A 20,821-nucleotide genomic window follows, 5' to 3' on the forward strand; every position below is an offset into this window, starting at 1 on the left:
CTCCTTTGCCCTAGATTTTGGTTTGCAACATTTTCTCTGAAGCAATGTCCACCAGGTATTTACCGTAATCTGTTTTAATCAGCGGTTCCGCTAACTCCAATAATTGTGCATGAGAGATATACCCTCTTCTGAAAGCGATTTCTTCAATACAAGCGACATATAACCCTTGCCGTTTTTGGATGGCTTCAACAAAGTTGGATGCTTCCAGCAGGGCTTCATGCGTCCCGGTATCCAACCACGCCAAGCCTCTGCCCATGAGATTGACGTTTACTTCCCCTTTTCGTAAGTACTCCTCAATCACAGCCGTAATTTCTTTTTCGCCGCGCTCCGAAGGCTTGACGTTTTTCGCTATTTCCACTACTTGATTGTCAAAAAAGTAAAGGCCTGGAACCGCATAAGATGATTTTGGATGTTCCGGCTTTTCTTCTATTGAAACGATGTTCATGTCTTCATCCACTTCCACTACGCCATATGCACGTGGATCTGCCACATGACAGCCAAAAATCGTGCACCCTTTTGTCAATTCGGCCGATTCCTTTACCCGGTTACCAAAATCAGAGCCATAGAACACGTTATCTCCCAGCACTAAAGCTACGGGGGAGTCTCCGATGAAGCTTTCTCCAATCGTAAAGGCTTCCGCCAAGCCGTTCGGTTCTTCCTGAATGGCATATTCCAATTTAATGCCAAGTTTTTGTCCGTTCCCAAGCAAACTTAAAAAGCCCGCGATATCTCTCGGAGTAGAAATGATCAATATTTCCCGGATACCCGCCAGCATCAAAACAGACAACGGATAATAAATCATCGGTTTATCATAAACAGGAAGCATTTGCTTGGAAATGGATTTTGTTAATGGATAAAGACGTGTACCTGTTCCTCCAGCTAAGATAATGCCTTTCATAAAAAACCCCTCATTTCTTATAATTGAGTCATCGTTTTTTGATTCACATGCATTTCTTCGAAAATTTGGCAGATACTTTTTACTGTCTCAAGCCCCAAGTCCCCGTAATAAGGCAGCGACAGGACTTGTTTCACTGCTTTGTGTGCCGACGGCAGGTGCTCAGCTTGTGCAGATTCCAGGTTCCGGTACCACTCAAAATCACTGCACAAAGGATAGAAGTACTTTCGGGCGAAAACATTGTACTTTTCCAGCTCCAGATGAACCCAGTCCCTCGACCTGCCGAATTCTACTTCATTGATTTCGATGACAAAATACTGGTAACTGCTTGATTCGCCTTCTAGTTCTGTGATAATCCGAATACCGGGAATGTCTGCAAGTCCCGATTGATATGCCTTTTTAATGTCGTGTCTTTTTTTTCTTTCTTTCTCCACTGTCTTCAATACTTCCAACCCGAAGCCCGCCTGTATTTCGTTCATTTTGGCGTTCAGGCCGGAAAGGACAACTTCCTCGGAATTGAGCAAACCGAAGTTTTTCAACAGCTCCAGTTTTTTGTTCAACTCTTTATCACGAAAAGCAAGAGCGCCGCCTTCGATTGTGTTGAAAAGCTTGGTGGCATGGAAGCTGAACATGGTCATATCTCCAAAAGAACTGATGGGACGGCCTTTTATCCTGCTTCCGAAAACATGGGCGCCATCGTAAATCACTTTCAGATGGTGCTTCCGAGCAATATACTCAATCTTCTCCACTTCGCATGGGTTACCAAAAACGTGAACTGCAAGGATGGCACTTGTTTTTTCAGTAATCAGGTTTTCGATTTTATCGGCATCAATATTCAAAGTAACGGGATCAATATCACAAAAAACAGGCGTAAGGTGATTCCAGTCGAGCGCCTGGACGGTCGCCGGGAATGTAAAAGGCGTGGTAATCACTTCCCCTTCCAGATCCAGCGCTTTTAAGCCCAGCAACAACCCCAGAGTACCGTTATTAAACAAAGACAAGTGATCAACTTCCAGGTATTCCTTCAACGTTTCTGTCAGTTTTTTTAATTGGGTGCCGTTATTCGTCAGCTGCCCACTTTCCAGAATCTGAGTGATTTTTTCAGTGACTGCAGAAACAGCCGGGATTAATGGTTTTGTTACATAAACAGGATTTTCCAAAGGAACAACCATCTGCTCCCTCCTCTCAAATCATAGCTTTTTGGTGTACTCAATTTGTTTTGGCAGGTTTCATTTTTCTGAGTACCGGGATGATCAAGTTATAGACTGTCTTTAACTCTTCAATCTTCACAATCTTACAAGCGCCGATATAAAAGACAATTCCAGTCGCTATTTGAAGAAGCATTTTGATAATAAGACTGTCAGGGAAAACCTCTCCGGCGTTTAGTACGACAAGCCCCATCGCCATCGTTACGAGGTAGATTGGTATCAGATCCTTCATTTGTTCTCTGACTGAATAGGAAATTTCCCTGCCGGAATAAAAAATGTTGATGAAAAGGGCGATATAGGAATCTGCCACTACTACCCCTACGAGACCCAGGACGCCCAGCTCCAACCAAATAACAAGGGCAATGAGTATGGTCGGAATGATTGTTTTCACGATTTCCAGATACAGAAACAAATCCGACCTTCCTTTTACCTGAAGGATATTCAAATTCAGCGCGTGGATGGGATAAAGCATCCCGCCCAGGCAAAGCAATTGAAAATACGGGATCATCTCCACCCATTGTCCGCCAAATACAAACAGGATCAGCGGCTCCCCTATCGCCGCCAAGCCGACCATAATCGGAAATATGATGAAAGCAGATAATTTAATGACTTTCTTGAAACTTTGCTTGAGCCGCTCTTGTTGATCCTGAATGCTGCTGAGCACCGGATAAGTTACACGCTGAATGGTTGCCGTCAAGTTTTGGGCAGCCAAGTCATTGAATTTGGAAGCATTCGTATAATAGCCAAGCGCACTGGCCGAATACTGCTTTCCGATAATGATGAAAAAGATGTTGTTATAGGTGGTGTCAATCAACCCCGACACCAAAAGTTTCCATCCGAAGCCAAACAAACGCTTGAAGGAAGCGACACTGAAAGTCAAAGATGGCAGCCATTTCTTTGAGAGCAGTAATAAAAGCGATTGGACGATGTTCATCGCCAAAGTCCGGATCACCAAGCTCCACACGCCAAAACCGGCTAAAGCCAGCGCCACGGCTGCAACTCCAGAAGTAATGCTTGCAGTCATATTGACAGTGGCCTGTGTTTTAAAATCCACTTCTTTGGTGAACATCGCTTTTGGGATAATTTCAAAAGACTTGATAATGACCCCAAGTGATAACACGCGCAGAATGGAGACCAGTTCAGGCTGATTAAAAAAGTTGCTGATCGCCGGTGCTGATAAATAGAGAACAAAATAAATGAAAATCGAAACAACGAAGTTAAAATAGAAAACTGTCGAGTAATCGGTTTGAGTAGCGTTTTGTTCACGGATCAAAGCTTGTGTAAAACCGCTGTCAACGATGGAATTCGAAATGGCGACAAACACGAGAATCATACCGATCAAACCAAAATCTTCCGGCATCAGCATACGGGCTAATATAATTTGAATAATGAATTGAATCCCCTGATTGCCCATCAAATCGCCGAAACTCCACAGCAGGCCGCCGATTGTCTTTTTCTTCAATGAGTTTTGTTGGTTCATGTGTTGACCCCTAACATAAGAAGCAATTTTTCTCTGTCAAAAAAATATGATTCAACGCAAAATAATATCTTTTCTAATAAAACGAAGACGTTGTGCTTTTATCGGTTAACCAAAGAATAAGCAGTAAAATATAATCATATTTATCTAAAATTAAAAAACAACCCTCCTGATTACAATACTATTTACTTACTTCTGTTTTATAATTTTCATTCTAACATACTACATAGTAAAAATAACAGATAATTTAGATTATTTTTTATAAGTAAATATTTCCAGAGGTTTTAAGGCTTATTATCTTTCTCCGAATGAGACCATAAAAAAAGAGAGGGGAATTTCTCCCCTCTCCAAACTGCGATGCATTGAACTCCGCCTATACAATCAACTTTTTAATAACTTTCTTTAAAAATCCGGTGTGCATGTAGCACTCTTTGTAATCGCTCTTCAACGCTTCTTTGAATTTGTGCTGTTTCAACAGAAGAAAAAAGCGGTCTCTTTTTTTCGTCCGTTCGATCACTTCATGATATCTGAAGTTGGTATATCGGTTAATTTCATCAAGCATATCAGCAATATCATCATAATGTTTTATTTTGTTTTCGATGTTCGACACTTCTGTATTGGTCCAGGATCCGTTTACTTCCACTCGGTAAGCCGACATATTCTCATCCATATAGAAAATTGTTCCCTGCAGGGCAGAATAAATGACGAGAGGATAGTCCCCAACAGTCGCATTCATGTAAAAACTTGGCATCTTTAAAACTTTTTCTTTTGAATACATAATTGAATTCGTAGCAAAAAGTCCGCCACCACCTTCAATCACTTCAGCTACCGAAAAAACTTTATCGCGTTTACTCGGCCTAATAGGAGCTACTACTTTATGGCTTTTGGCCGAAACCTTGGATGCAGCATGTACGCACATACTGCATTCTGGATGAGACTCCATGTAATCCACTTGTTTTTGCAATTTGTATGGACTCGTCCAGTAATCGTCTCCTTCGCAAACGGCAATATACTTTCCCTTTGCACGCTCGTGGTTGATCAATTCCACTAGTACTCCCTGTGAATATTGATTTTCGTTCTGATAAATCGGTTTGATCAAATCCGGGTATTTCTTTTCGTACTCCCTGATAATTTGAGCTGTATGATCAGTGGAAGCATCATCATGGATAAGTATCTCGAATGCAAAATCCGTTTTTTGCATCAAAAAACTTTCAATCGCCTCTGCGATAAATTCTCCGTGATTATAGCTCGTGCATATGATACTCACCATCACTTTGTCATTCTTCATCTAATTACCCCTAATCTGTAATTTTCAAATGGAATCAGCGATTTACCATTATTTTATTCTATAGTGGATATTAATACTCATATTACCATAAAATATTTTAAATTTCAGATTATTTAATAAACTTTACAAATTTTATTGATTTTTTACACAACTATTTTCTTTTCCACTTGAAATTCTGGAGTTGTATTTGTGTCAGTAACTTTTTTCTGCTGCGTTTTTATTCGTAAAAATTCTTGTCGCTGTATTGGTTCAATAACCCTTCATCCGAAATAACCAAATGATTTTTGTTCAGTGTATTCCCTTCAATGACATGCCCTTCTCCCACTCCGATGTAAATCCCGAAATGCGAATTTCCTCTGGGGTTTAATGCAAGGTTATTTAAAATTTCAATATCATGGCTCGGCGTTCGAAGGTTCTTCCCGCCATCTCCCGGCCGAACTGCTATATTGTATTCGTTATTAAAAGCATTGTTTGCTTTGATCACATTCGCTTCCGCTCCATTTTTCACGTCAATGCCATAATAAAATCCACTTACCGTATTTTTTTCAATTAGACTATTTCTCTCACTTTCAACGGTAATTCCCTGTTGGTCTGCTTTTTCCGGCCGGTCTTCTGTTACCACACAGTTAATCACATGGTTGTATTCTCCTCCGCCGTAAAGCGAAAGATGACCGTCGCCTGAGTTGCGGACCACACATGAGTCAATCAGGTTATAATCAGAGGCAAAGTTGATAATCCCTGAACCGTAATTGTTTTCAGATGTCACTTTTCGAACGGTATTGTAATTGGAATGATGAAGATGAATCCCTTGAGAAAAGTTCTTTGTATACAAATTTTCTACTAAACTGTTGTTTGTATTTTGCAACAGCACTCCTATATGAGAAGTCAAAGAAGCTTCCGGTACATATTCCCCCATTAAAAACCCTCCAGTTAAATGGACGTCTGAGGTGTTGTGTATCCAAAACACGCCATACTCTTCATCAGTATCCGTCAGAAAAGTGGCTTCTTCCATTTCAATTGTCATTGGCTTCCTGACTTTCAAAGCAAAAAAACTTTCTCCATATCCCGTTACGGCTTTATGTTGAGGGTTCTTGCTTACTTTGTAGACACCTGGAGGAATTTTCAATGTTCCTCCAACGGGTGTTTCGTCGATGGCTGCCTGGATTTCTTCTGTATCATCGGTCATTCCATCTCCTTGAGCATCATAATTGGTTTTCACGTTAACCTCATCATCTCCCCACAATAAATTGTTATTGATCAACAGCATATAACTGATTCCGATTACTCCTATCATCAGAACAAACAGCCATGGCGACAGATTATATTTTCCTATGTGACTCCCCTCTTTCCTATGCAATTACACATTGTGTATGGAAAGTCCTCGATATTTCCACATCACATTTTTATTAGAATACCAAATACAAGAGTGAAAGTGAACTTTTACTCTAAAAATTCTGTTATCTTATTTTAACAGCATAAACTTCAGTTACTGGAACCTTTTACCTTTACATGCAATTAAGCCCTTAAAACATACAGAATATTCACTCGCTTTTCCTTTTCTTTTGATTTATACTGTTTTTAAGGAGATATTTACAGTTAGAAGCGACTTGTGTTTCAAGATTATTGCTTATTCTACCCTATAAGACCTACTATAATTAGAGGAAGTTTATTTTATCTGAACATTCAGCACTGGAGGTTTTGACTTGAAGGATTTATTTTACGAACAGGATTATGGAAGACTTTATGAAAAAATAGAGAACGGGACATGTGAGCTGTTTGAATTCAATCACCGACTTGGAAAAGTTCATCATTTGTTTATTAAACGGCCAATTCCTGAGCCAATTTCAGGCGCAACTTATTATGACCTCGTCACCCCTTACGGATACGGCGGCCCAGTAATCACCGAAGTCGAGCCAGGGGATGAAAAGAAATTGGCACAGAAATTCGAGGAAGCATTTCAGAAATACTGCTTTGAACACCGGATTGTCAGCGAATTCGTCCGATTCCACCCTGTATTTTCCAATGCTTTGGATTTCGAAGAGTGTTATGAAATTATCCACAGACGCAAAACAACCGGAACCAACTTGTCAGCATTTGAAGATCCCGTCCAAAAAGAATTTTCCAAATCGACAAGGAGGAATATCCGAAAAGCATTGGAAGCCGGTGTGACTTTCCGTATTACCGTAAACCCGGAAAGCCTCAAAAACTTTAAAGAAATATACTATCACACTATGGAGCGCAACAAAGCAGAAGCAATCTATTATTTCGACGATGACTATTTTGATAACTGCCTTTCCCTGCTGGGAGAGAATATTGTGTTTACAGAAGTACTCTATGAAGATCAAATAATCGGAATGGGTTTGAGTTTCTTTTATGGAGATAGAATTCATACTCATTTATCCGGTACCCTTGACGACTTTCATCATTTATCACCGGCTTATGTATTGCAATACGCCTTGACGGTTTGGGGAAAAGAAAACGGCATGTCACTGATCCACGATGGCGGCGGCCGAACGGCGTCACCAGACGATAAGTTATTTAAGTTCAAAAAGCAGTTTGGTAAAAATACGGAATTCGATTATTATATCGGGCATAAGATTTGGAACAAAGAAATTTATCATCAATTATGCGAACTGACAAACACAACCCTGAATGATGCTTTTTTTCCCGCTTACCGGGCAAAAGTTGAGGTTGAAGCATAATCACCCCTGCGTGATTCCTTTTTGAGAGAAAGCCCTCGGACGAAAATCTGTTGATTTTCGATCGAAGGCTTTTTTGTTGGAAAGCGTTGTTTATTTTGAATGCCACCGCCAGGCGCTGCTGATGATTTCTTCCAGATTGAACTGAGGCCGCCACCCCAAGGCTTTGTTGATTTTATCTGAAGACGCCACTAAAGTGGCAGGGTCTCCCGGCCGGCGTTCGACATACTCGACAGTCGCCGTTTTCCCGGACACTCGTTCGCAAACCCGGATAATTTCACTGACTGAATATCCAGCTCCATTGCCCAGATTGAAGACTTCATTCGAAACTTTCCTGCTCACTAACCCTTCGTAGGCCAGAATATGGGCACTCGCAAGATCGGTAACATGGATATAGTCTCTGACACACGTACCGTCCGGCGTATCGTAATCAGTCCCGAAAACGGCAATTTTCTCCCGTTGGCCCAACAGGTGCTGCAATACGATTGGAATCAAATGGGTTTCCGGATTGTGGCTTTCTCCAATTTCCCCTGACTCATGAGCACCAGCAGCATTAAAGTAACGCAGGATCACATAACGGAGATCAGTGGCACGGGCAATATCGGCCAACATCTGTTCCACCATCAGTTTCGACCGCCCATATGGGTTGATGGGGTCATTTGAAGTTTGTTCTGTGATGAAATCGGTGTCCGGTATGCCATAAGTTGCCGCAGTGGATGAAAAAATGAAGTTCTTTACGCCATGTTCCACCATTTTCTCCAGTAACACCAGCGTTGCGCTGACATTGTTGCTGTAGTACTTGATTGGTTCCTGTACTGATTCCCCAACCAGACTATTGGCTGCAAAATGGAAAACAGCATCAATGTTGTACTCCGTAAATACGCGGTCCAGTACTGCTTCATCACCTAGATCCCCTTCTACAAATGCCGCATTTTCATTTACTAAATACGGAAAGCCGGTCGTCAGGTTATCCAGAATTACGACCTCGTATTTCCCGATTAACTCTTTTACTGTATGGCTGCCGATATAGCCGGCACCTCCGCAAACTAGAATTGCCATATTATCCCCCTTTTTCACAGTTCAATGACCATCTACCTGTATTACTATGTATTCATTGTACCATTTTATCCAGGTCTGCAACCTGCTTGAAAACAGAAAAGCCGCTTCCAATTTTTGATTGGAAACGGCTTTTCTTGTTTGTACATCCTGTTGGATTTTTAGTTATTTACAATATCGGCAATGGTATAGAAACCGAATTCGTCCATTACAATTGTATAGGTTTTGTTGCGCTCTTCCACGGATTGCTCACCGGCAGCATTCTTGAAGTTGAACGCTTCATAAGTGTGCACTAAGGCATAGTCATCAAAAATTTCCGTTCCTGTGATTTCCAGGGCAGTAAAATCATATTCCATCCCTTTGCCCGTAATGTCATCAATATATTCCGCAATACCAGTGTAAATATTGCTGTCACGCACCAGCATGTCTTCTATATAATAGAAATCTTCATTCTGCAAAGCCAGCTCATAGTAATAACGGAAATTACCGACAAACTCACTCAACAGAAATTCATCAAAACCGTCATCCGGGTTGTATTCATATCCCGGATTTTCTGAACCAAATCCGTCATAGACATCCGTATTATTGAATAATGCAGCCACTTCTTCCTGCGTCATCGGATTGGCAGCCCATTCCGTCAGCTGATCGTTCACCGAATACATCGGGATGGAGAAGCCGATCGAGGAGCCGTCGTTATACAACAACGAATTGATGCCGATGACACTTCCGGTTTGTGCATCCACCAGCGGTCCCCCACTGCTTCCCGGGGCAATCAATGCGTCAATCTGATAAATATTTTCATACAGGAATTCCTGTGTGAAGTCACGGTCGATTCCAGTCAGATAACCGATGGACGCCGTATTTTCAAAACCGGAGGGACTGCCGAGTGCAATGACTTCTGTTCCGACATCCGTATTGCTCATTGAAATCGGCAAAGGTTCTGAACCTTTAAAGGCATCCACTTGAATTAACGCAATATCATATACATCTGAAATCCCGACAACCCGTCCTGGTTCGTCAATACCATTAATGTTCCGGACCATGACTTCTGTTTGACCTGCCACAACATGGGCATTGGTGACAACCATGCCGTCATTCGTAAACAAAAATCCTGAGCCTTGTTTTTCTTCCGTCAAAATCGTATATACTTTTTGCTGCGTTTCTTTAATGATTGTCGTAACATCTTTCTTTTTCGGCTCTGTTTGAATCGGTTGCTCCATAACATCCGTCTCGTTCGTCACAGTTCCTTCTACCACAGGCGGCAGCTCCGATTCTTCCTGGACCACTTCGGGCTCCGGCTCAATCTCTTCTTCCACCGCTTCTTCCTGTTCTTCGACTTCCGCTGTCTCTTCCGGAAGCGCAGTAGCCGGCTCCGGTTCTTCGTCCATCATTTGTGTGACGCCGAAGACAGCGCCTATCGCTATAAACAACAACAAGACTGCCGTAAAAATCTTGCTTTTTTTAGGCTTTTTTGAGCGTTTCTTTTCCAATGGCTGACCGCAATTCATACAAAAACTTGCTTCTTCCTTATTCTTTTGTCCACAATTCGAACAAACCATAGTAGGACCTCCTGCAGTGATTACTTTCACAATAAATTCATGTCATTACAATTCTTATATTGTAAAGCAATCACGCAGATGTTGCTACTTTTTTGCCGAACTTTATACACCGAAAAAGAGCGTTCGCTCACAATTTAGACAGGAATTACTTGAAGCTCTTTCGTAGCAGTCGTCAAGTTCTCGTACCCGTCTTCTGTGATGACGATAAAGTCTTCAATCCGGACGCCGCCAAACCCGGGGATATAGATACCCGGTTCCACTGTAATCACCATCCCCGGCTGAAGAATGGTGTCATCAGTAGCACGCATAGCCGGGCTTTCATGAACCGCAAGGCCAATTGAATGGCCAAGGCTATGGCCGAAATTCTCGCCATAACCGGCTTCGGCTATGACACCGCGTGCCAAGCCATCCAATTCTGAACATACTTTCCCTGGACCAATGGCATTGAGTGCAACTTCCTGCGCTTTTTTCACAATGTTATAAATTTCAACATGCTTGTCAGTCGGTTCGCCGACGACTACCGTTCTGGTGAAATCGGTGTAATAACCGTTCACTTTTGCTCCGATATCCATCTTCACAAAATCCCCGACTTGGATGATGCGTTCGGTCGCTTGTCCGTGTGGCAAAGAAGACCTTTCCCCTGAAGCAATCACATGATTTTCTTTAATGCCGTCTGCCCCTGCTTTTCTCATAAAGAATTCCAGTTCCAGCCCCAGCTCTTTTTCGGACATGCCCGGACGAATAAAAGACAAACTATGCTTGAATGCCTGATCACACATGGCAATGCCTTTTCTGAAACTTTCGATTTCCCCCTGGTCTTTTATCATCCTTAATTTGTAGATGGCTTCTTCGCTGTCGAAGATCTGCAATTTGGGGTTCAGGCTTTCCAGTTCCTTGTACTCCTGGATCGGCATTTTTCCAAACTCCACTCCCAGTTTCTTTACGCCATGCTTTTCAATAGTTTCAGTGACAGTCGGAAAGGCTTTTCGTTGATGGTTGACGACCGTAAAAAATGGAGCTTCTTCTTTCGCCTGGTCTATGTATCGAAAATCCGTCAGCAAATACGCGTCTTCTTTGGTGATCAGTAAAACACCACTGGATCCTTTAAAGCCCGAAAAGTAAAACCGGTTCTCAGGAGATGTAATCAGTGCCGCTTCGTTTCCTTCAGTAAAAAGTTCTGCCCGTAAGTTTTGAATCCGTTTTGTGATCAATGAAACCACTCCTTCTTTAAAATGGAAGAAAGCAAACTCCCTTTGTAAGAATATTGACACAAATTAGGCAGTTATTCAAGAAGGCGTACAAAAAGTTAGCAAACCGAAGTTTTTTGCTTCCATTGTAAAGACAGCTGTAATATGGTAATATTTTTATCAGAATATTATAAGCTTTTAAATATTCTATACAAAACATTTTAGGGGGAAACAAAATGACTTTATCCAAAAAGTCCATCTGGTCGTTTCTTTTGCTGCTTGCACTGGCATTTGTACTGACTGCCTGTGCCGGCGGAGGAGAAGACAGTGGTGAACAATCCGGCGAAGGAGGATCTTCGGAGAACACCGAAACATCAGAAGGCGGCGATTTGATCCTGGCCGTACTTTCCGACGCTTCTTCTTTGGACCCGCATGGCGCAAACGATGTGCCGTCGGTTGTTGTACAGGAAAACATTTTTGAAACACTGGTCAATACAGACGAAAACAACGAAATCGTACCGGGCCTTGCGGAGTCATGGGAGCCGGTCGACGAGTTGACATGGTCTTTCAAACTGCAGGAAGGTGTCACGTTCCATGACGGTGAAGAATTCAATGCCGAAGCCGTCAAAACCAATCTGGACCGGATTCGTGACGAAGAGCTTGGTTCTCCGCGGGCCAACCTTTTCACAATGATTACAAATGTGGAAGCAGTAAGTGAATACGAAGTGGAAATCACGACGGAGTATCCGTTCTCTCCTTTACTTTCCCACTTGTCCCACAATAGTGGCGGTATGATTTCACCTGCTTCCATCCAAGCGGATTACGAAGCGATTGAAAACGGAGAAGATCCGTTCTCGGTAGTTTCCAACAATCCCGTTGGAACAGGGTACTTCAAATTTGAATCATGGGATCCAGGCTCTGAAATCAGACTGGTGAAAAACGAAGAATATTGGGGCGACCCGGTAAGCGTTGATTCGGCTACATTCCGTGTGGTTCCGGATTCACAGGTTCGTGCAGCCGACCTGGAAACAGGCAATGTCCATATTATCGACCCGGTGCAGCCGAACGAAGTGAGCCGCATCGAAAATTCCGATAACGCCCATATCCTTCGCCAATCTTCTTCGAGTTTGGCCTACCTTGGATTCAACACACAAAAAGAGCCATTTGATGATCCATTAGTCCGCCGTGCCATCTCTTATGCCATTGACCGCGAAGCGATCATCAGTGGGATTTATGAAGATTATGCAATTCCGGCAAACGGACCGCTTGCACCCGGAACTTTCGGTTATACAGAAGATCTGGATGCCATCGAATACAATATGGACGAAGCGCGTGCCCTTCTTGAAGAGGCAGGCATGAGTGATGGATTCTCGACTTCCATCTGGACCAACGATAATCCGCAACGTCAAGCGATTGCTGTTCTTGTGCAGGAAGCATTGGCTGAGTTGAATATCGATGCTTCCATTGAAGTCCTGGAATTCGGTGCATATTTGGATCAGACAGCTGCAGGTGAACACGACATGTTCATTCTTGGCTATTCGAATCCAACTGGCGACGCCGATTACCAAATGTATGGCTTGTTCCATACCAAACAAATCGGGAACCCAGGAAACCGTTCGTTCTATTCCAACCCTGAAGTTGATGAGCTTCTTGATGAAGCCCGCCGTCTGACAGAACCTTCCGAGCGCGAAGCACTTTACGCCGAAGCGGCACAGATTCTGACAGATGATGCGCCAATGGCATTCCTGCTGCACCAGGAATACTTGCTTGGTGTTGCCGATTCCGTTGAAGGATTCTCTGTCGATACAGCAGGAATCTACAGCTTGAAAAATGTCTCACTCAATCAGTAATTCCAATTGCTGCGAAAAATCCGGTCCCTCTTTAATTACGGGACCGGATTTTTTATGGGAATTTTTACAGGCAGCCTGGTTTCCTACAATCAGCAGCGTCAACCAAAAGATTTCCAAAAATTAACCATTCACGAAATGAAACAACCATAAAGTTATAAAAATTAATCTTATTCCTTCTATTGTAAAGGCAAAATCGTTGTGTTACGATTTTTATCAGAATATTATATTTTTTATTAGTATTCTAACGCTTATAACCAAGGGGGAAATACACTTGAAAAAGACACCAAAACAATTTTGGCCGGTATTCTTGTTACTGATGCTGGCACTGCTGCTTGCAGCATGTTCAGGAGGCGGAAATGATGCTTCGTCCGGAGACGATACCAGCGCTTCCACCAGTGAGGAAGCTTCCGACGGAGGAGATTTAATCCTGGCAGTTTTGTCCGATGCTTCTTCACTGGATCCGCATGGGGCTAAAGATGTTCCGTCTTCGGTAGTTCTGAAAAACATTTACGAACCACTTGTGAGAACCGATGAAAATAACGAAATTGTTCCGGGCCTTGCCGAGTCCTGGGAACCCGTTGATGAATTGACATGGTCGTTCAAACTGCGTGAAGGGGTCACTTTCCATGACGGGGAGCCGTTTAATGCAGAAGCCGTGAAAGCGAATCTGGAGCGGCTTCTTGACGAAGATTTGGGGGTACCCAGCTATAACCTGTTTGAAATGATTACAAATATTGAAGTGATTGACGAATATGAAGTGCAGATCACAACCGACTATCCTTTTTCTCCACTGCTTTCCCACCTTTCCCACAACAGTGGCGGCATGATTTCACCTGCTGCAATTGAGGCGGACTACGAAGCGATTGAAAACGGAGAAGATCCATTTTCAGTCGTATCGGCAAACCCTGTGGGTACTGGATTCTTTAAGTATGAATCCTGGGATCCGGGCTCTGAAATCAAACTTGTCAAAAACGAAGAATATTGGGGAGAGCCGGCTCATGTTGATACTGTGACGTTCCGTGTAGTGCCTGACTCTCAGGTGCGGGCAGCGGATTTGGAAACAGGCAACGTCCACATCATTGACCCGGTACAGCCCAACGAAGTAAGCCGTATTGAAAACTCAGGTGTGGCATCCGTTTTGCGCACTTCGTCATCAAGCCTTTCTTATTTGGGCTTTAATGCAGAGAAAGAACCGTTTGACGATCCATTGGTCCGTCGCGCCATTTCCTATGCCATCGATCGTGAAGCCATTATCAGTGGAATCTATGAAGAATATGCCATTCCAGCAACTGGACCTGTAGCGCCAGGCATCTTCGGTTATTCAGAAGATATCGACACCATTGAATACGACATGGACAAAGCACGTGCTCTTCTTGAAGAAGCTGGGATGAGCGATGGATTCACCACTTCAATCTGGACCAATGACAATCCACAGCGCCAGGCCATTGCTGTTCTTGTCCAGGAAGCTTTGGCAGAGTTGAATATTGAAGCTTCCATCGAAGTGATGGAATTCGGGGCTTATCTGGATCAGACAGCTGCCGGCGAACATGATATGTTTGTCCTCGGACATTCCAATCCGACAGGTGACGCCGATTACCAAATGTACACCTTGTTTCACTCATCCCAAAAAGGGAATCCCGGAAACCGCTCTTTCTACGAAAATCCGGAAGTCGACTCCTTATTGGATGAAGCACGCAGAGAAACCGATCCGGAACAGCGCAAAGAAATCTATGCGGAAGCTGCACAATTGCTGACAGATGATGCTCCGATGGCATTCCTGCTGCACCAGGAATACCTGAACGGCATAGCTAATAATGTTTCCGGCTTCGATATTGATGCTGCAGGCATCTATGATTTGAAAAACGTTAAAATCGAACAATAAAACCGCTTAAAACCAATGAACCGGTCTCGCCTTCCAGGCAAGGCCGGTTTTTTATGCGCGTTTAACGCATAAGAAATCAATGTAGAAAATCACATTATTTCTTTTCGAGTAAACAGTCGTTCAAAAAGTCAGAAATTTTTTATTTTAAATTACGATTGTTAACCTGAAAAATCCATGTTATTATTTTTATATAATCAAACGAATAAATATACATTTATTTATTCATCAAATATAGGAGGATTACATATGATTTTATCCAAAAAATACTTCAGTACATTCTGTTTGCTGTTTGTCTCGGCTTTCCTGCTGACAGCATGTGCAGGAGGCAATGAAGAAGATACATCGACCAACGATTCCGATCAGCCAGCTGAAGAGTCAGCGGCTGGCGGAGATTTGATCCTTGCTGTAGCATCTGATCCAACTTCGCTGGATCCGCATGGCGCTAACGACATTCCCTCTTCAGTCGTTCAGGAAAACATTTATGAAACACTCGTCAATACAAATGATGACAATGAAATCATCCCCGGTCTTGCAGAATCATGGGAAGCGATTGACGAATTGACCTGGTCTTTTCAGTTGCGCGAAGGCGTGACTTTCCATGACGGGGAATCTTTCAATGCAGAAGCGGTAAAAACGAACCTTGAACGGGTGCTGGACGAAGAGCTCGGTTCCCCTCGCTATAATTTGTATGAGATGATTACCGCTATTGAAGTGATTGATGAATACGAAGTGCAGATTTCCACGGAATATGCATTTTCTCCCTTGCTGTCCCATCTGGCTCATAACAGCGCAGGAATGATCTCACCCGCTTCAATTCAAGCCGATTACGAAGCATTTGAAAACGGCGAAGATCCTTTCGCTACCGTTTCTGCCAATCCTGTGGGCACCGGCTTTTTCAAATTTGATTCATGGGAAGCAGGATCTGAACTAAAACTGGTGAAAAACGAAGAGTATTGGGGCGAGCCGGCAAACGTCGATACGGTGACATTCCGTGTCGTTCCTGATTCACAAGTCCGTGCAGCGGATCTGGAAACCGGCAATGTCCACATCATCGACCCGGTACAGCCAAACGAAGTGGAACGCATCAACAACTCCGGCGTCGCTTCTGTCCTGCAGACTCCTTCTTCCAGTTTGGCTTATTTAGGCTTTAACCTGGAAAAAGAGCCGTTCGATGACCCATTGGTGCGCCGTGCGATTTCACATGCGGTTGACCGTCAGGCCATCATCAGTGGGATTTACGATGATTTCGCCATTCCTGCTACAGGACCGGTTGCTCCTGGAACATTTGGCTACACCGAAGATTTAGAAACCATCGAATATGACATGGATCAAGCCCGTGCCCTGCTCGAGGAAGCGGGTCTGCAGGACGGCTTTTCCACTACCCTTTGGACAAATGACAACCCGCAGCGTGAATCCATCGCAGTTCTGGTGCAGGAAGCACTGGCGGAGTTAAACATCGACGTATCGATTCAAGTGTTGGAGTTTGGCACATTCCTTGATCAGACCGATGCCGGCGAACACGATATGCTGATCCTTGGCCATTCGAATCCAACAGGCGATGCTGATTACCAGATGTATGCCATGTTCCACTCTTCACAGGTTGGCGGAGGCGGCAACAGCACATTCTACGACAACCCTGAGATGGATGCCTTGCTCGATGAAGCGCGCCGCGAAACCGATCCGGCTGAGCGTCAAGCCATTTATGCAGAAGCGATGGTACTTGTCACAGAAGATGCGCCGATGTCATTCCTGCTGCATCAGGAATACTTGAACGGCATAGCTGATAATGTCACAGGCTTTGATATCGATTCCGCCGGTATTTATCAGCTGAAAGATGTTTCGATCAATCAATAAGCACCAGAAAAACCGGTCTTGCCTGTACTAGGCAAGACCGGTTTTTCGTTGTTTTCATATTCTTTTAAAAGAATGGCCGCTGCTTCGGGCATCACTCCGGAAACTTCTTTTGTTCTTTGAGATAAACCGAGCCAGCAAACCGAAAACAGCAATTCCTGCGCAGGCACCGGCACTGTCGATCACTACATCCCGTACTTCCCCGCTTCTGCCCGGAATGAACAGCTGGTGGACTTCATCAGATATCGCATACAGAGCACAAATGCCGAAAGAAAAGAGGAAACTCCGAATTCCGCGAACACCGCTTTGTCTCAGCGCGTGGAACGTCAAAAAGCCGAGTACAAAATAAGCGATAAAGTGGGCGTTTTTCCGCACAACGAAATGGAAATTCCGGATATCAAACTGCGCATCAGGCATGATGCGTTCAAAAGCCCTGATGATGGCTTCTGTTATTCCGCTGCTCAGATTGCTCGATACGGAAGCCGGTTGATGCGACAAGATAAAGATGATGGCCATCCATAAAATGACCGCTGCCCAAGAAAAAATGGTCCGTTTCGACAAATTCATCAAATCCTTCTGTTTATACGATAACGTCGTGATTTTCAGTTAGTTAATGTATTTCACTGTGATTTTGTTCAATATATTATATCACCGATGAACAAAAAATACCGTACCTTTCATTCTCAGTAAGAAAGGTACGGTATTTTGGCTTTTGCCTATGCTGATACTATTGAACCCTTCTACCCTCTGTATAACGGGAAGTAATCCATGTTTTGTATACCGCCATTGCTTTTTTTAAAGTCCACCAGCATGTTGTAAACTTCTTCATTCCTGATTTTTTTGCCCATCAATAAATCCAATGGAGCCGTTTTAGTGAATTTCTTTTTGAATCTGAAAAGTTGCTCGTCTCCGCTTGTTCCCCCAAGATGCAATTGTTTCTTTCCGTGCTCCACACCCCAACGGCATGCTTCATCTATGATTAGGCTGTTTGCTGCCAAATGAAAATACTCCGGATCGTTTGCTGTTAAATGGTAATGTACATAATCTCCGTGGTGCAAAATCAACGATGCTGAAATATAGTTTCCTTGGTATTTGGCAAAAAGGATAAATTGTTTGCCCTCCAATAGTTTGAAAGAGTCGCGTATAAATTCTTCCGTAAACAAATAGTACTCATTTTCTACATTGTTTTTTATTGCCATTAGCTCGTATAAGCGGCAAAATTCCTTTGTATGGGCACCGGTAAAGTCGAGTTCAATTTCCACACCGCTTTTCCGCGCTTTTCTCACCTGCGTTCTCGACTTTGGAGAAAATTCTTCGGCAAAGTAATCATTGACGGTTAAGTCGATATACTGGGTGATTCCGTTATTCCGTAAACTGTAAAATCCCTTGAAATCATTTAAATTCTTTAACCATGGATTGAATCGTACATATTCAGTGACAATATGATGAGCTTCACAGTATTCCTGAAATTTTTGATTAAACAAAACCGCCAGTTCTTCGTTTCTCCCTTTTTCGCATTTCAGGATAATTGGTCCGCTGAATCCAAAAGGGGTAATCGTATCATAATACAGGGTAGGTCCCGAAATCAGCGGAATGGGCCTTACGATAAATTGGTAAAAAACGTGCCCCCATTCATTTTCCAGTTCAACTATCCTCAGTTCGCCTTCCACTTCTTTTTTCTCAAAGTACTTGCCCCATTCCGGTAAAAAATAAATATCAGGAAAATTTGCCATACATTATCCCCCCTGACGAGTTTTGCCTGCATTTTCTTTCTTTAGTGAGAAAATCACTTGGTTTTCATTACTACTATATAAGAAAAAGTCACTTTAAACAATATAATTTTTTAGAAATTTCAGACTTCTTCAATGACTGTTCTCTTTTCTGACGTTCAGCCATTATCAACATGATTTCCAGCAGTATCAGCTTAAAGTTTTCATAATTTTCTATGTTTATCACAAAATCGGCTATATAATAAAATTACAATCCAATTGAAGGAGATGGAAATGCATGCGCGTTAAAAAAGTCGGCGACTTGTATCAATTGACTTTTATGCCCCGCTTTTTCCCTGTAAGCTGCTACCTGCTTGAACGAAAAGACGAACTGGTCCTGATTGATGCGGCATTGCCTTACAGCACAAAAGCGATTTTGCAAACAGCTGCAAAAATCGGAAAGCCCATCACCAACTTGATCCTTACCCATGCCCACAGTGACCATATCGGTGCACTCGACGACTTAAAAGCTGCCATTCCCGGATTGAATGTCAGCATATCAGCTCGGGACTCTCTTCTGTTAAAAGGAGACGCTTCTCTTCAACCGGGAGAGCCAGACTCCCCGATTCGCGGAGGAGTTCCTAAAAAGATCAAAACAAAACCGGACTTTCTGCTCGAAGAAGGGGATCGCATCGGCTCTTTGGAAGTCATCTTCACCCCTGGACATACCCCCGGTTCCATTTCACTGTATGATGTACACAGCCAATTTCTGATTGCGGGAGATGCATTTCATACGAGAGGCGGCATGGCAGTATCCGGCACATTGAAGCTGCTGTTTCCGTTTCCTGCACTGGCCACATGGAACAAGCAATCGGCTCTGGAAAGCGCAGTGAAACTGCGCAATCTCCATCCGAAATTACTGGCAGTCGGTCACGGAAGAATGGTGGCAGACCCGTTGGAAGCTATGGACAAAGCTATTTGGAAAGGCGAGAAAAAACTGGAATCGGTGAAGACGTTGGAGTAATTACGGAGATCAGATAAAAACACCCCAAAAGTTAGTTTTGAACTCTAACTTTTGGGGTGCACCATCTAAGGAGGGCTATTTTTATCGCCGGCATATTGTCCCATGATCTTCAGCCCCTGTATAGAGGAAAGAAATCGGGGTTTTGAATGCCACTCTGTTTTTGTTTGTAATCCACCAGCATCTCATAGACTTCTTTGTTTCTGACTTTCTTGCCCATCAGCAAATCCAACGGTTCCGTTCGGGTGAAATTTTTTTTGAACCTGTAAAGTTGTTCGTCGCCGCTGGTCCCGCCTAAATGCAGTTCTTTTTTTCCTTGTTCCACTCCCCACCGGCATGCTTCGTATATAATCAGACTGTTCCCCGCTAAATGGAAATACTCCGGGTCGTTTGCTGCTAAGTGATAATGCATGTAATCTCCATGGTGCAGAATATACGCCGCTGATGTATATTTTCCGCCGTGCTTGGCAAATATGATAAATTGTTTTCCTTCCAATAAATCAAAAGATTCCTGTAAAAATTCCTCTGAAAACAGATAGTATTCATTGTCTATATTGCGCCTCTTTGCCAATAAACCATATAACCGATGAAATTCTTTTACGTTCGTTCCCGTAAAATCAAATTCAATTTCAACATCATTTTTTTGCGCTCTTCTCACTTGACGACGCGAAGCAGAAGAGAATTCTTCCATGAAGTAGTCTTCCACAGTTAAATCAATATACTGGGTAATTCCATTATTCCTCAAGCTGTATATCTCTTTAAAATCCTGCAAGTTCTTCAACCACGGGTTAAAACGTACATATTCTGTAATGATCTTATTTTCTTCACAGTATTTTTGAAACGCTTCATTGAACAAAACAGCCAACTTTTCATTTTCGCCCTCTTTGCATCTCAAAATGATGGGACCACTAAAGCCGAAAGGAGTAATGGTATCGTAAAAAGTCGTGTTTCCACAGCTAAGCGGAATCGGTCTGATAATAAACTGATAAAAAACATGACCCAGTTCATTTTCAAACTCAAATATCCTCAGCTCTCCGTCTTTTTCTTTTGCTTCATATGACTTTCCCCATTCCGGCAGAAAATAAATATCAGGAATCATCGTCATTTTCTCTCTCCTCATCAATTCATGATTTTATACC

16 protein-coding genes are annotated in these 20,821 nt (G+C 43.0%); 5 read left to right on the forward strand and 11 right to left on the reverse strand.

The window, feature by feature from the left end:
- Positions 1-10 precede the first annotated feature (10 nt).
- The 5 genes from rfbA to EEX84_RS08610 form a co-directional block, all read right to left on the reverse strand.
- Positions 11-898, reverse strand: a complete 888-nt coding sequence (gene rfbA, locus EEX84_RS08590) for a glucose-1-phosphate thymidylyltransferase RfbA (RefSeq protein ID WP_123165223.1) — start codon at positions 896-898, stop codon at positions 11-13.
- 17 nt (positions 899-915) lie between these two features.
- Positions 916-2,067 carry a DegT/DnrJ/EryC1/StrS family aminotransferase gene (locus EEX84_RS08595; protein WP_123165224.1) on the reverse strand — a complete coding sequence of 384 codons (1,152 nt, stop codon included), beginning with the start codon at positions 2,065-2,067 and terminating at the stop codon, positions 916-918.
- A gap of 37 nt (positions 2,068-2,104) precedes the next feature.
- Entirely contained in the window at positions 2,105-3,583 is a 1,479-nt protein-coding gene (locus EEX84_RS08600) for a lipopolysaccharide biosynthesis protein (RefSeq protein WP_123165225.1), read from the reverse strand.
- A gap of 370 nt (positions 3,584-3,953) precedes the next feature.
- Positions 3,954-4,868: a glycosyltransferase family 2 protein gene (locus tag EEX84_RS08605; RefSeq protein ID WP_123165226.1), complete on the reverse strand. Its 915-nt coding sequence runs from the start codon at positions 4,866-4,868 to the stop codon at positions 3,954-3,956.
- Positions 4,869-5,085: 217 nt separating this feature from the next.
- Positions 5,086-6,162: a right-handed parallel beta-helix repeat-containing protein gene (locus EEX84_RS08610; RefSeq protein ID WP_123165227.1), complete on the reverse strand. Its 1,077-nt coding sequence runs from the start codon at positions 6,160-6,162 to the stop codon at positions 5,086-5,088.
- Between the two features lie 409 nt (positions 6,163-6,571).
- Here EEX84_RS08610 and EEX84_RS08615 point away from each other — a divergent pair, with 409 nt between their 5' ends.
- Positions 6,572-7,570 carry a GNAT family N-acetyltransferase gene (locus EEX84_RS08615; RefSeq protein WP_123165228.1) on the forward strand — a complete coding sequence of 333 codons (999 nt, stop codon included), beginning with the start codon at positions 6,572-6,574 and terminating at the stop codon, positions 7,568-7,570.
- 90 nt (positions 7,571-7,660) lie between these two features.
- Here EEX84_RS08615 and galE read toward each other — a convergent pair whose 3' ends face one another.
- From galE to EEX84_RS08630, 3 genes are all read right to left on the reverse strand, one after another.
- Complete coding sequence (gene galE / locus EEX84_RS08620) at positions 7,661-8,626, reverse strand: UDP-glucose 4-epimerase GalE (RefSeq protein WP_123165229.1); 966 nt, start codon at positions 8,624-8,626, stop codon at positions 7,661-7,663.
- 158 nt (positions 8,627-8,784) lie between these two features.
- Complete coding sequence (locus EEX84_RS08625) at positions 8,785-10,182, reverse strand: trypsin-like peptidase domain-containing protein (RefSeq protein ID WP_123165230.1); 1,398 nt, start codon at positions 10,180-10,182, stop codon at positions 8,785-8,787.
- 134 nt (positions 10,183-10,316) lie between these two features.
- Positions 10,317-11,393: a M24 family metallopeptidase gene (locus tag EEX84_RS08630; RefSeq protein WP_158599098.1), complete on the reverse strand. Its 1,077-nt coding sequence runs from the start codon at positions 11,391-11,393 to the stop codon at positions 10,317-10,319.
- A 212-nt stretch (positions 11,394-11,605) separates the two neighbouring features.
- Between EEX84_RS08630 and EEX84_RS08635 the strand changes: the two genes are divergently transcribed.
- The 3 genes from EEX84_RS08635 to EEX84_RS08645 all read left to right on the forward strand — a co-directional run bounded on the left by EEX84_RS08635 (position 11,606) and on the right by EEX84_RS08645 (position 16,955).
- On the forward strand, positions 11,606-13,219 hold the full coding sequence (locus EEX84_RS08635; protein WP_123165232.1) for a glutathione ABC transporter substrate-binding protein: 1,614 nt from the start codon (positions 11,606-11,608) through the stop codon (positions 13,217-13,219).
- Positions 13,220-13,490: 271 nt separating this feature from the next.
- Positions 13,491-15,101 (forward strand): glutathione ABC transporter substrate-binding protein, encoded by a 1,611-nt coding sequence (locus EEX84_RS08640; protein WP_338048377.1) that lies wholly within the window; start codon positions 13,491-13,493, stop codon positions 15,099-15,101.
- A gap of 246 nt (positions 15,102-15,347) precedes the next feature.
- Positions 15,348-16,955, forward strand: coding sequence for a glutathione ABC transporter substrate-binding protein (locus EEX84_RS08645; protein WP_123165233.1), 1,608 nt, complete (start codon positions 15,348-15,350; stop codon positions 16,953-16,955).
- Positions 16,956-17,009: 54 nt separating this feature from the next.
- On the opposite strand, the gene EEX84_RS08650 is transcribed toward EEX84_RS08645, so the two are convergent.
- Positions 17,010-17,519, reverse strand: coding sequence for a VanZ family protein (locus EEX84_RS08650; protein WP_123165234.1), 510 nt, complete (start codon positions 17,517-17,519; stop codon positions 17,010-17,012).
- Between the two features lie 173 nt (positions 17,520-17,692).
- Positions 17,693-18,685 carry a GNAT family N-acetyltransferase gene (locus EEX84_RS08655; protein ID WP_123165235.1) on the reverse strand — a complete coding sequence of 331 codons (993 nt, stop codon included), beginning with the start codon at positions 18,683-18,685 and terminating at the stop codon, positions 17,693-17,695.
- Positions 18,686-18,959: 274 nt separating this feature from the next.
- Here EEX84_RS08655 and EEX84_RS08660 point away from each other — a divergent pair, with 274 nt between their 5' ends.
- Entirely contained in the window at positions 18,960-19,685 is a 726-nt protein-coding gene (locus EEX84_RS08660) for an MBL fold metallo-hydrolase (protein ID WP_123165236.1), read from the forward strand.
- A gap of 109 nt (positions 19,686-19,794) precedes the next feature.
- Here the strand turns inward: EEX84_RS08660 and EEX84_RS08665 are convergent, their stop codons facing one another.
- On the reverse strand, positions 19,795-20,787 hold the full coding sequence (locus EEX84_RS08665) for a GNAT family N-acetyltransferase (RefSeq protein WP_158599100.1): 993 nt from the start codon (positions 20,785-20,787) through the stop codon (positions 19,795-19,797).
- Positions 20,788-20,821: the final 34 nt, after the last annotated feature.

This window comes from Planococcus salinus, assembly GCF_003719725.1.
Taxonomy (GTDB): domain Bacteria; phylum Bacillota; class Bacilli; order Bacillales_A; family Planococcaceae; genus Planococcus; species Planococcus salinus.